The organism is Streptomyces turgidiscabies Car8, assembly GCF_000331005.1.
GTDB lineage: Bacteria > Actinomycetota > Actinomycetes > Streptomycetales > Streptomycetaceae > Streptomyces > Streptomyces turgidiscabies.
This window is the reverse complement of the sequence record NZ_AEJB01000173.1, coordinates 25,001-37,061: the sequence shown is the minus strand read 5'-3', so window position 1 is coordinate 37,061 and position 12,061 is coordinate 25,001. Positions and strand designations below refer to the sequence as shown.

Genomic DNA, 12,061 nt, shown 5'->3' with positions numbered 1-12,061 from the left:
CCGTCGCCATGTCCGGAACCGGGATAACCTGCACCTGACGGCCGCGCCCGGAAACGTCGGACGGGCCGTCAGAAACGCTTCATGACCGCTTAGGTGGCCAACGACGGAACCACACCTCAGGTTCCGCCCACACTTCATTGCCCGGCGTAACCTGTCGTGATACACAGAGTGACCATACGATCCGTTCAACCCCTCGCACACGTCCCGCGCTCCCCCCATAGGGTGCCGCGCGGGTCGACGGCAAGGTATTCGTACGAAACCCGCCAATGAATGACCGCAAGTCGACATCCGACAGCGTCATCGTCGGCGAGAATGGACCTGACCTCTGCACTGCGGCAGGGGCGCGCGGAACTACCCGACAGGGGCGGTGACTTACATGTGGCTTGCGGCCGAAAAGGGCGACATCAACACCATCATCGGCGGGATCGCTCCGGACTGGGGCCCCTTCGGCAGTCTGGGCACCGAGGCGAAGACGATGGTCCAGGTCGTGATGGCCGTGGCCATCCTGATGTGCCTGGGCATCGCGATCTGGGGTGCGGCCAAGCAGCGTATCGGCGCCACGGCCCTGCGTGACACCTTCAGCGCGGAACAGGGCAAGGGCCTCATCGTCGCGGGCCTGACCGGCGTCTTCATCATCGGCTCGCTCGGCACGCTCTTCACCATCGTGTACGGCATGGCCGTGTAGCCGGCGCCTCCCCGCGCACGGCGCATCTCATCAGTCGGACCGCCGGGCGCGCTCGGTTCTTCCCTCCACCATCCACCCACCCGTCGTGCCCACCGACTGAGGTTGCGTCTCCCTGATGCCGAGTCACCACACCGCGCCCGCGCGGGGACCAGCACGGCTACCGTCGTACTGTCACGCGTACCCGTACGCGTGGATTCGACACGAGTCCGGCACGAGTTCGAGGGGGCGGGCGCGCAATGAGCCTTGGTGACAGCCAGAGCAACGGCGACTCCACGCGCGCGGACGACGGCGGCTACGGCGGCACCGGCCAGACCCGGACCCGCTACCACGACCAGGGCACCGGCGGCGTCTACGGCGGCGCACGGCGCACCCGGTCGTCACGGGGCACGGTGACAGCGGTCGGTGTGGTCGTCCTCCTCATCGCGGCGATCGCCTTCGCCAACCGCGGAGGAGACGATCCCGCCAAGTCCGACACCGCCTCCACGGCTGGCGGCGGCTCCGGCAGCACCAGCGGCAGCGCCGGCCAACCGGACACGGCCGCCACCGCGGCCTCCGGCGAGCAGCCGACCACCAAGAAGGCGGCGAACATCCCCTCCGGGTTCGCCCACAACCGCCAGGGCGTCCAGTCCGCGGCGGCGAACTACGCGGTGTCCCTCGGCTCGACCGGCATGTTCCGCAAGGACAGCCGGAACTCGATCGTCGACGCCCTCTTCACCCCCGAGGCCGCCGCCAAGCTCAAGGGCCCCCTGGACAAGGCCTACTCCGCGAACCTCCTCACCAGACTCGGCCTCGACGCGGCCGGCAACGCCCCCGAGGGCAGCACGTTCGTCTCGCGCGTGACCCCGGTAGGCACGAAGACCGTGGCCTACGGCGGCGCCACCGCCACGGTCGAGGTCTGGTACGTCGGCCTGAGCGGCATCGCCGGCGACAAGTCCACGAACCCGGTGACCTCGTCCTGGAACACCTGGACGTACGACATGCGTTGGTCGGACGACGACTGGAAAGTCGTCTCCTACTCGGAGAAGGACGGGCCCACCCCCGTCCCCGGCGACGACAGAGCCGCCGCCTCGGACGAGATCAGCAAGGCCATCGACGAGTACGGAGGGTTCACCTATGCCCGGTAAAACGCCAGCTAGGCCCCACCTCGTGCTCAAGCTCACCGGCGCGCTGACAGCCGTACAGACGACCGCCGTGCTCCTGGCGTCCAGTGCGTACGCGGACCCGACACCGTCCCCCACGCCCACACCCTCGGCCTCGGCGACGGCCGGCAATCCGGACTGCGCGCTCCTCCCCGACCAGGCGAAAGAGGTCTGCGAGGGCGCACAGAACGGCGCCGGGACGGGGACCACGAACCCCACCGCCACCCTCGACCCCCTCTCCTCCCTCGCCAAGGGCTGCGCCGACGCCGCCTCCTGGACGGTCGACAAACTCAGCGAGGCCGTGAAGGCGACCGCGACCGTCGACTTCACCAACACCAAGTTCCTCCAGCAGTACGCGGTCGTGTTCGCCGCGTCCACCGTCCTGACCCTGGTGCTGTGGCTGCTCGCGGTCGCCAAGCGGGCCATGCGGGGCGTCCCCCTCACCACGGCCATCTCCGAGGCGATCGGCTTCCTCTGGCTGACCGTCCTGGCCTCCGCCTTCACGCCCCTGATCCTCTACACCGTCGTCTCGGCGACCGACGGCGTCACCGAGGTCCTCGCGAGCGCGACCGGCGACCAGACCGACACGTTCTTCGGCACCTTCTCCGGCGCTCTGAACAAGGGCGAGGACATCGGCGGCGGCCCGATCATGCTGATCGTGGTGTCCATGGTGTCGATCCTCGCCGCCGGCATCCTCTGGCTGGAGCTCGTCATCCGCGCCGCCCTGCTCTACGTCGGCGCCCTGCTCGGCACGGTCGTGTACGCGGGGCTGGTCGACAAGAACCTCTGGGGGCACGTCCGCCGCTGGGCCGGCATCATGATCGCGGTCATCATGGTCAAACCGGTGATCGCCATCGTCCTCGGCCTCGCGGGCGCACTGTCGACGAACGACGGCCCGGACGCCTTCTCGGCGGTCGTCTCCGGCCTCTCGATCATTCTCCTCGCCATCTTCGCCAGCGCGATGATCTACCGCTTCGTCCCCGGCTTCGGCGACGAGATCGCACACTCCCGCAACAACCGCGTCATGCAGGGCGCCGAAGGCAAGGCCGCCGCAGTCATCAGCTCCCCGGCGACCCTCGTCGCCCAGGGCATCAAGACCCACAGCAGCCGGGCGGACAACAACGGGGGCGGTGGAGGCGGCGGCCAGTCGTCCTCCGCGGCGCGCCCCGCCAACCCCGCGTCCGGCGGCGTGGCCGCGCACAGCTCGCGGCCCTCGGGCGGCGGCGGATCTGTCCCCTCCGCCGCACCCCCGCCGCGCAGCAGCCCGCACGGCGGCAACAGCAACCGATCCAACCGCCCTGGAGGTGACGGGCGTTGACGACGGATTCGCATCTGTCCCACGTGTCCCACGTCTCGCCCCGCCGTACGTATCTCATCGGCCGAGCCCGGCCGAACGCGATCGTCGGCCGAAACCGCGAGTCCGGCGAGATCACGCTCATCATCGCGGGCGCCTTCCTCGGCATGGTCTGCGGCCTGATCGTCCCCGTTCTGGCCCTGCGCATCGTCCTGCTGACCGGCTTCCCGATGCTGGCACTGGCGGTGGTGTACGTCCCGTACAAGCGCCGCACGTTCTACAAGTGGTTCGAGATCAACCGCAGTTACAAGCGCACCCTCCGCCAGGGCACCGCCTACCGCAGCTCCGTCATGGAGGCCGGCACCCAGATCGACGGCCGCGAGGTCGAGATCGGCCCGCCCCCGGGCATCGGCCGCATCAACTGGCTCGCCGCCCCGTTCGGCCCGGACGAGATCGCCGTACTCCTGCACGCGGACCGCCGTACGGTGACGGCGGCGATCGAGATCGAGGGCCCCGGCGTCGGCCTGCGCGACAGCGAGGACCAGGAGGCCCTCGTCGACCGCTTCGGCACGCTCCTCAAGCACGTGGCGAACGGCGACGGCTTCGTCACCCGCCTCCAGATGCTCGCCCGCACCCTCCCCGCCGACCCGGACGCCCACGCCAAGGACGTGGCCGTCCGAGGCGACGAGAAGTCACCGCCGTGGCTGCGGGACTCGTACGACCAGCTCCAGTCCATGGTGTCGACGAGCAGCGAGCAGCACCGCGCCTACCTCGTCGCCTGTATGCACTTCAACCGTGAACTGGCCGCCGAGGCCCACACGATGGCCCGCGCGGCCCGCCCCCAGGGCGGCAGGAAGGTCGACCGGGACGCGGGCCTCGCCGTGGTCATGGCCCGCGAGCTCACCGACATCTGCTCCCGCCTCCAAGAGGCGGACATCCGCGTCCGCCAGCCCCTCGGCCAGGGCAGGCTGGCGTCCCTCATCCACTCCATGTACGACCCGGACCACCCGATCGACCACCTCCAGGCGATGACGAAGCGGAACGCCTGGCCGGCCGAGCTGGACGCGATGGAGCCGACGTACCTCCAGGCGAAGACCCGCGAGTCGTCGACGCGCGCCCCCTGGTGCCACTCCACCGCCTGGGTCAAGGAGTGGCCGATGACCCCGGTGGGCGTCAACTTCCTCGCCCCGCTCCTCGTCCACACCCCCGACGTCATCCGCACGGTGGCCGTCACGATGGACCTCGAACCCACCGAGGTAGCCATCGAACGCATGCTCACCGAAAAGACGAACGACGACGCCGAGGCAAGCCGGGCCGCCAAGATGAACCGCACGGTCGACCCCCGCGACGTGGCCTCCCACAACCGCATCGACCAACGCGGCGAGGACCTCGCGAGCGGCGCGGCCGGCGTGAACCTGGTCGGCTACATCACCGTCTCCTCCCGCTCACCGGAGGCCCTGGCGCGCGACAAGCGCACGATAAGGGCGTCGGCCGGCAAGTCGTACCTGAAGCTGGAGTGGTGCGACAGAGAGCACCACCGAGCGTTCGTCAACACACTCCCGTTCGCCACCGGAATCCGAAGGTAGGGCTGATGCGCTGATGCGGGACCCGCTGACCGCCCTCACCGACACCTTCACGTCCTTCCTCTTCGGCAAGATCGAGACGACCCGCCTGCCCGTCCGCACCTCCACGGGCCAGGCGCAGGCCGTCTACCTCCCCACGGCCGCCCCCGGCCTCGGCGACTCCGGCGTCATCATCGGCCGCGAGGTGTACTCCGGGAAGGGCTACATCTACGACCCCTTCCAGCTGTACGGCCAGCAGCTCCCCGCCCCGCACTGGCTGGTGCTCGGCGAGTCGGGCAACGGCAAGTCGGCGCTGGAGAAGACGTATGTCCTACGTCAACTCCGCTTCCGGGACCGCCAGGTGGTCGTCCTGGACGCGCAGGGCGAGGACGGCGTCGGCGAATGGAACCTCATCGCGGAGGAGTTGGGGATAACCCCCATCCGCCTGGACCCCATGGCCGCACTGGACATGGGCATCCGCCTGAACCCCCTCGACCCCGCGATCACCACAACAGGCCAGCTCGCCCTGCTCCGTACGATCATCGAGGTGGCGATGGGCCACGGCCTGGACGAACGCTCCGGCTTCGCCCTCAAGGTCGCGCACGCCTACGTCAACGAGACGATCGTCGACCGCCAGCCGGTGTTGACGGACATCGTCGAGCAACTCCGCCACCCCGAACCGGAGTCGGCCGAGGCGATGAACGTCGCCATAGACGACGTACGGGCCTGGGGCCTGGACGTCGCCCTGGTCATCGACCGCCTGGTCGACGGTGACCTCCGAGGCATGTTCGACGGCCCGACCACGGTAGGCATCGACCTCGACGCCCCCCTGATCGTCTTCGACCTGTCCCACATCGACCGCAACTCCATCGCCATGCCGATCCTGATGGCGATCATCGGCGTCTGGCTGGAGCACACCTGGATCCGCCCCGACCGGAAGAAGCGCATCTTCCTGGTCGAGGAGGCCTGGCACATCATCAGCAGCCCGTTCGTCGCCCAACTCTTCCAGCGCCTGCTGAAGTTCGGCCGCCGCCTGGGCCTGTCCTTCGTGGCGGTCGTCCACCATCTGTCCGACGTCGTGGACGGAGCGGCGGCAAAGGAAGCCGCGGCGATCCTCAAAATGGCGTCCACACGAACGATCTACGCCCAGAAAGCCGACGAGGCGCGGGCTACCGGCAGAGTCATCGGTCTGCCCCGCTGGGCGGTGGAGATCATCCCGACCCTGACACCGGGCATCGCCGTCTGGGACGTCAACGGCAATGTCCAGGTCGTCAAACACCTCGTCACGGAGACGGAACGCGCCCTCGTCTTCACCGACCGGGCTATGACGGAGTCGTCCCGCGACCGCGACCTCCAGCTGACCGACGACGCCCTGAGAGCCGCCGAACTGGAGGCCGAGGAACGCGCGGCGGCCTTCGTCGAACAGCACCTCAGCGACCTCGACGACTCCTCCGAGTCCACGGTGGCATGACCCCATGAGACCGGACGAACGGCACCGGGCCGAACGACAGCAGGGCGAACGCGGCGTCTCCGACGGTCTGTTGGTCGGCCTGATCGCCTTCCTCCTCGGCCTGACGCTGCTGGTCTGGTCGGCGACCGGCCTCGCGGCCCTGCTCTCCCACGGAGCCTGGCCACAAGGGGTCACGTTCACCCACACCCCTGCGGCGCTCCGCCACCTGATCACGGAGCCCCGTGACGTCCCGGGCGCCTGGCCCGGGACACCGCCAGGACGTCTCTCGGGCTGGGGTCTGTTCTGGGGCCTGTTCATCAGCCAACTGATGATCCTGACCGTCCTGACGGTGTTCACCCTGGGCACCCTGGCCCGCTGGAAGGCGGTACGAACGGCGCGGCGGACGTCACACGAGGTCCCCGTACAACGCACAGAGCCGCCGGCCGAGCCGGGGGAACAGCCCCGCGAACAAACCCCGACACCGGAACCCCAGGCGACCCGCGCACCGGAACCCCTGAGGCCCCGCGCACCGGAACCCCAGGGGATCGGTGCACCGAAGTCCCCACAGGTTCTTACGCCGGAACCCCCGCAGCACCTGGTTCCACCGGCACCCCCGAATTCGCTTTCGACGGCAACCATCGCAGCGGACGGTGAACGGGCGGGCGGGTGGGAAACAATCTTCTTCGGCACCCACCCCACCCGCACACACCCCGCAACCGAAGCCATCCAGAACGCTGAGGGCCCCGCCCTCATCCTCACCTCCAACCCCACCCTCTGGCAGGAGACAAAGGACGCCCGAGCCAAACTCGGCCCCGTCCTCCTCTACGACCCCACCCACCTCTGCGACACCCCGGCCCGCCTCCACTGGCCCCCCACCACCGGCTGCGAGGACAAACCCACCGCGGCCGCAAGAGCAACAGCCCTCCTCACCCCGGTCCGTCCCACCGCGAAGATCGACCGGACGACGGCAGAAACCGCGGAGACACTCCTCCGCAGCTACCTCCACGCCGCCGCCATAGACGCCCGCACGATCCGCCACGTACACCGCTGGGCACAGGGCACCAACGTCCAGGAAGCCGTACGCATCCTCCGTACCAACCCCAAAGCGGCCCCAGGCGCCGCCGGCGAACTCGAAGCAGCCCTCACCGCCCACCCCGAACGCCGGGACATGGCACAGGAGTTGACGAGCCGGGCCCTCGCCGCGCTGTCGACGGTGAACATCCGCGAGGCGTGCACGGCGAACCGAAGTGATGCCCTCGTGCTGGATTCCTTCATCGCCGAAGGGGGCACGCTTTATGTGGTCGGTGAACCGATCGAGGACCCCAGAACAAACCCGGGCGCGATGCCCCTCCTGACCGCACTGACCGCAAGCGTGGTCGAGCGCGGCCGGCGCATGGCCGAACGGTCATCCTCCGGTCGCCTCGACCCACCAATGACCCTCGTCCTGGACGACGTCGCAGCGGTCGCTCCCCTCCCGCAACTCCCGGACCTGCTCACCACCGGAGCGGACCGAGGCATGCCGACCCTGGCCCTGCTCCGGTCGAAAGAACAACTCCGAGCAAGATGGCCCGACCACGACCTACGGGTGTGACTCGTCCTACGGTTGCGGCTCCCGCTCCAGCACGAACTCCAGCTCCGACTCGGCCTCGGAGCCCTCAGATCCCCCGCCCAACGGCACGACGACCCCACTGGGTACGAATCCCACGCGCCGATAGAACCGCTGCGCACGCGCGTTGTCCTGATGCACGATCAACCGCACCCGCTCAACGTCCGCGGCCTCCCAGGCCCACTCCAGCGCAGCGTCGAACAGCACATCGGTGAGCCCACACCCGCGATGCTCGGGCAGCATGAACACCCCGACGATGTGCCCCTGCCGCCGCTCGACGGCGAACCCGGCCCAATCGGTCGTCCCGGGCTCCTCGACGAGCACCACGAGCCCTCCGACCCACTCACCGTCGGGCCCCTCGGCAATGATCTGCTGAGCGCCGGTCGCCCCCTCGGCGCCCCCCTGCACCCGCTCCTGCCAGAACGAATCGGGCCGGCTCACGGCCTGCTCATACGTCTCCAGGAAGGCGAGATGCGCGACCGGATCCCGCAGGGCAGCCAGCCGAAGCTCCTTGGCGGCACGCCACTCGTCCGCCCGAACGGACCTCACCACAAAGCTGCTCATAGGGACCACGGTAATACCCCCGGAAAACAGAAAACCCCCGCACTCGAAAGTGCGGGGGTTTTCGTAATATTTGTTCGGCGGTGTCCTACTCTCCCACAGGGTCCCCCCTGCAGTACCATCGGCGCTGTGAGGCTTAGCTTCCGGGTTCGGAATGTAACCGGGCGTTTCCCTCACGCTATGACCACCGAAACACGGTGAAACACATATCAACCGCACCACTACCCGTGACCATGGGCAATGGGGTTGTTCGTGGTTTCAGAACCAACACAGTGGACGCGAGCAACTGAGGACAAGCCCTCGGCCTATTAGTACCAGTCACCTCCACCCGTTACCGGGCTTCCAGATCTGGCCTATCAACCCAGTCGTCTACTGGGAGCCTTACCCCATCTAGTGGGTGGGAACACTCATCTCGAAGCAGGCTTCCCGCTTAGATGCTTTCAGCGGTTATCCCTCCCGAACGTAGCCAACCAGCCATGCCCTTGGCAGGACAACTGGCACACCAGAGGTTCGTCCGTCCCGGTCCTCTCGTACTAGGGACAGCCCTTCTCAATGTTCCTGCGCGCGCAGCGGATAGGGACCGAACTGTCTCACGACGTTCTAAACCCAGCTCGCGTACCGCTTTAATGGGCGAACAGCCCAACCCTTGGGACCGACTCCAGCCCCAGGATGCGACGAGCCGACATCGAGGTGCCAAACCATCCCGTCGATATGGACTCTTGGGGAAGATCAGCCTGTTATCCCCGGGGTACCTTTTATCCGTTGAGCGACGGCGCTTCCACAAGCCACCGCCGGATCACTAGTCCCGACTTTCGTCCCTGCTCGACCCGTCGGTCTCACAGTCAAGCTCCCTTGTGCACTTACACTCAACACCTGATTGCCAACCAGGCTGAGGGAACCTTTGGGCGCCTCCGTTACTCTTTAGGAGGCAACCGCCCCAGTTAAACTACCCATCAGACACTGTCCCTGATCCGGATCACGGACCCAGGTTAGACATCCAGCACGACCAGACTGGTATTTCAACGACGACTCCACAGACACTGGCGTGCCCACTTCACAGTCTCCCAGCTATCCTACACAAGCCGAACCGAACACCAATATCAAACTATAGTAAAGGTCCCGGGGTCTTTCCGTCCTGCTGCGCGAAACGAGCATCTTTACTCGTAGTGCAATTTCACCGGGCCTATGGTTGAGACAGTCGAGAAGTCGTTACGCCATTCGTGCAGGTCGGAACTTACCCGACAAGGAATTTCGCTACCTTAGGATGGTTATAGTTACCACCGCCGTTTACTGGCGCTTAAGTTCTCAGCTTCGCCAAGACGAATCTTGACTAACCGGTCCCCTTAACGTTCCAGCACCGGGCAGGCGTCAGTCCGTATACATCGCCTTACGGCTTCGCACGGACCTGTGTTTTTAGTAAACAGTCGCTTCTCGCTGGTCTCTGCGGCCACCCCCAGCTCGGAGAGTAAATCTCCTCACCAGTGATGGCCCCCCTTCTCCCGAAGTTACGGGGGCATTTTGCCGAGTTCCTTAACCATAGTTCACCCGAACGCCTCGGTATTCTCTACCTGACCACCTGAGTCGGTTTAGGGTACGGGCCGCCATGAAACTCGCTAGAGGCTTTTCTCGACAGCATAGGATCATCCACTTCACCACAATCGGCTCGGCATCAGGTCTCAGACTATGTGAATGGCGGATTTGCCTACCATTCGTCCTACACCCTTACCCCGGGACAACCACCGCCCGGGATGGACTACCTTCCTGCGTCACCCCATCACTCACCTACTGCAGGTCTGGTCCGTCGGCTCCACCACTCCCCCTTGCCCGAAGGCTCCGGGGCGGCTTCACGGACTTAGCATCGCCTGGTTCAATGTTTGACGCTTCACAGCGGGTACCGGAATATCAACCGGTTATCCATCGACTACGCCTGTCGGCCTCGCCTTAGGTCCCGACTTACCCTGGGCAGATCAGCTTGACCCAGGAACCCTTAGTCAATCGGCGCACACGTTTCCCACGTGTGTATCGCTACTCATGCCTGCATTCTCACTCGTGAACCGTCCACCACTAGCTTCCGCTGCAGCTTCACCCGGCACACGACGCTCCCCTACCCATCCACACAGGCGTTGGCCCTATTGTGTGAATGACACGACTTCGGCGGTACGCTTGAGCCCCGCTACATTGTCGGCGCGGAATCACTAGACCAGTGAGCTATTACGCACTCTTTCAAGGGTGGCTGCTTCTAAGCCAACCTCCTGGTTGTCTGTGCGACTCCACATCCTTTCCCACTTAGCGTACGCTTAGGGGCCTTAGTCGATGCTCTGGGCTGTTTCCCTCTCGACCATGGAGCTTATCCCCCACAGTCTCACTGCCGTGCTCTCACTTACCGGCATTCGGAGTTTGGCTAAGGTCAGTAACCCGGTAGGGCCCATCGCCTATCCAGTGCTCTACCTCCGGCAAGAAACACACGACGCTGCACCTAAATGCATTTCGGGGAGAACCAGCTATCACGGAGTTTGATTGGCCTTTCACCCCTAACCACAGGTCATCCCCCAGGTTTTCAACCCTGGTGGGTTCGGTCCTCCACGAAGTCTTACCTCCGCTTCAACCTGCCCATGGCTAGATCACTCCGCTTCGGGTCTTGAGCGCGCTACTATATCGCCCTATTCGGACTCGCTTTCGCTACGGCTTCCCCACACGGGTTAACCTCGCAACACACCGCAAACTCGCAGGCTCATTCTTCAAAAGGCACGCAGTCACGACTGCATGTGCAAGCACACACAGCGACGCTCCCACGGCTTGTAGGCACACGGTTTCAGGTACTATTTCACTCCGCTCCCGCGGTACTTTTCACCATTCCCTCACGGTACTATCCGCTATCGGTCACCAGGGAATATTTAGGCTTAACGGGTGGTCCCGCCAGATTCACACGGGATTTCTCGGGCCCCGTGCTACTTGGGTGTCTCTCAAACGAGCCGTTGATGTTTCGACTACGGGGGTCTTACCCTCTACGCCGGACCTTTCGCATGTCCTTCGCCTACATCAACGGTTTCTGACTCGCCTCACAGCCGGCAGACTGTGAAAGAGAGATCCCACAACCCCGCATACGCAACCCCTGCCGGGTCTCACACGTATACGGTTTGGCCTCATCCGGTTTCGCTCGCCACTACTCCCGGAATCACGGTTGTTTTCTCTTCCTGCGGGTACTGAGATGTTTCACTTCCCCGCGTTCCCTCCACACACCCTATGTGTTCAGATGTGGGTGACAGCCCATGACGACTGCCGGGTTTCCCCATTCGGAAACCCCCGGATCAAAGCCTGGTTGACGACTCCCCGGGGACTATCGTGGCCTCCCACGTCCTTCATCGGTTCCTGGTGCCAAGGCATCCACCGTGCGCCCTTAAAAACTTGGCCACAGATGCTCGCGTCCACTGTGCAGTTCTCAAACAACGACCAACCACCCACCACCCCACCCCTACAGGGCGAGTTCACTGGGGCCGGCACTGAAGACACAACCTCACGGCCATACCCTCAGACACCCAACAGCGTGCCCGACACCCTCGCCACTCATGATCAGCTTTCCACGCCCCCGAAGGGACAGTACTCACAGCCCGAGATGACTGAGGTGCCGAATAATCAACGTTCCACCCATGAGCAACCACCGTCGAACGTATGCCGACGTAATGGCCCTGGACCACCAGACAATGCCTGGCGGCCTAGATGCTCCTTAGAAAGGAGGTGATCCAGCCGCACCTTCCGGTACGGCT

Annotated in this window: 7 protein-coding genes and 3 rRNA genes (1 of these 10 only partly in view); 6 read left to right on the top strand and 4 right to left on the bottom strand. The window is 65.4% G+C overall.

The features are described from left to right. The first annotated feature begins 376 nt into the window (after nucleotides 1–376). From STRTUCAR8_RS10890 to STRTUCAR8_RS10865, 6 genes are all read left to right on the top strand, one after another. Complete coding sequence (locus tag STRTUCAR8_RS10890) at nucleotides 377–685, top strand: hypothetical protein (protein WP_006375688.1); 309 nt, start codon at nucleotides 377–379, stop codon at nucleotides 683–685. Nucleotides 686–921: 236 nt separating this feature from the next. After that, nucleotides 922–1,809: a hypothetical protein gene (locus tag STRTUCAR8_RS10885; RefSeq protein ID WP_006375672.1), complete on the top strand. Its 888-nt coding sequence runs from the start codon at nucleotides 922–924 to the stop codon at nucleotides 1,807–1,809. Beyond that, nucleotides 1,799–3,142: a hypothetical protein gene (locus tag STRTUCAR8_RS10880; protein WP_044471998.1), complete on the top strand. Its 1,344-nt coding sequence runs from the start codon at nucleotides 1,799–1,801 to the stop codon at nucleotides 3,140–3,142. The genes STRTUCAR8_RS10885 and STRTUCAR8_RS10880 overlap by 11 nt, the downstream gene beginning before the upstream one ends. Next, complete coding sequence (locus tag STRTUCAR8_RS10875; RefSeq protein ID WP_006375680.1) at nucleotides 3,139–4,704, top strand: SCO6880 family protein; 1,566 nt, start codon at nucleotides 3,139–3,141, stop codon at nucleotides 4,702–4,704. The genes STRTUCAR8_RS10880 and STRTUCAR8_RS10875 overlap by 4 nt, the downstream gene beginning before the upstream one ends. 13 nt (nucleotides 4,705–4,717) lie before the next feature. Next, the gene (locus STRTUCAR8_RS10870; RefSeq protein ID WP_006375675.1) at nucleotides 4,718–6,151 is read left to right on the top strand and encodes an ATP-binding protein; all 1,434 of its coding nucleotides are present in this window, start codon (nucleotides 4,718–4,720) and stop codon (nucleotides 6,149–6,151) included. Between the two features lie 4 nt (nucleotides 6,152–6,155). Continuing rightward, nucleotides 6,156–7,721 carry a TraM recognition domain-containing protein gene (locus tag STRTUCAR8_RS10865; protein ID WP_006375681.1) on the top strand — a complete coding sequence of 522 codons (1,566 nt, stop codon included), beginning with the start codon at nucleotides 6,156–6,158 and terminating at the stop codon, nucleotides 7,719–7,721. A 6-nt stretch (nucleotides 7,722–7,727) separates the two neighbouring features. Here STRTUCAR8_RS10865 and STRTUCAR8_RS10860 read toward each other — a convergent pair whose 3' ends face one another. From STRTUCAR8_RS10860 to STRTUCAR8_RS10845, 4 genes are all read right to left on the bottom strand, one after another. Continuing rightward, nucleotides 7,728–8,300, bottom strand: a complete 573-nt coding sequence (locus tag STRTUCAR8_RS10860; protein ID WP_044471997.1) for a GNAT family N-acetyltransferase — start codon at nucleotides 8,298–8,300, stop codon at nucleotides 7,728–7,730. A gap of 72 nt (nucleotides 8,301–8,372) precedes the next feature. Then, nucleotides 8,373–8,489, bottom strand: a 5S ribosomal RNA gene (gene rrf, locus STRTUCAR8_RS10855). Between the two features lie 96 nt (nucleotides 8,490–8,585). Next, nucleotides 8,586–11,708 (bottom strand): 23S ribosomal RNA (locus tag STRTUCAR8_RS10850). Nucleotides 11,709–12,025: 317 nt separating this feature from the next. Beyond that, nucleotides 12,026–12,061: ribosomal RNA gene (locus tag STRTUCAR8_RS10845) — 16S ribosomal RNA — on the bottom strand (it continues 1,491 nt past the right edge of the window). The 16S, 23S and 5S rRNA genes sit together here, the layout of an rRNA operon.

What these genes read in the sequence shown, in the direction of transcription:
- STRTUCAR8_RS10870 (WP_006375675.1), top strand. Translation starts at nt 4,718, where the DNA reads ATGCGGGACCCGCTGACCGCCCTCACCGACACCTTCACGTCCTTCCTC.
- STRTUCAR8_RS10860 (WP_044471997.1), bottom strand. Translation starts at nt 8,300, where the DNA reads ATGAGCAGCTTTGTGGTGAGGTCCGTTCGGGCGGACGAGTGGCGTGCC.
- STRTUCAR8_RS10885 (WP_006375672.1), top strand. Translation starts at nt 922, where the DNA reads ATGAGCCTTGGTGACAGCCAGAGCAACGGCGACTCCACGCGCGCGGAC.
- STRTUCAR8_RS10890 (WP_006375688.1), top strand. Translation starts at nt 377, where the DNA reads ATGTGGCTTGCGGCCGAAAAGGGCGACATCAACACCATCATCGGCGGG.
- STRTUCAR8_RS10880 (WP_044471998.1), top strand. Translation starts at nt 1,799, where the DNA reads ATGCCCGGTAAAACGCCAGCTAGGCCCCACCTCGTGCTCAAGCTCACC.
- STRTUCAR8_RS10865 (WP_006375681.1), top strand. Translation starts at nt 6,156, where the DNA reads ATGAGACCGGACGAACGGCACCGGGCCGAACGACAGCAGGGCGAACGC.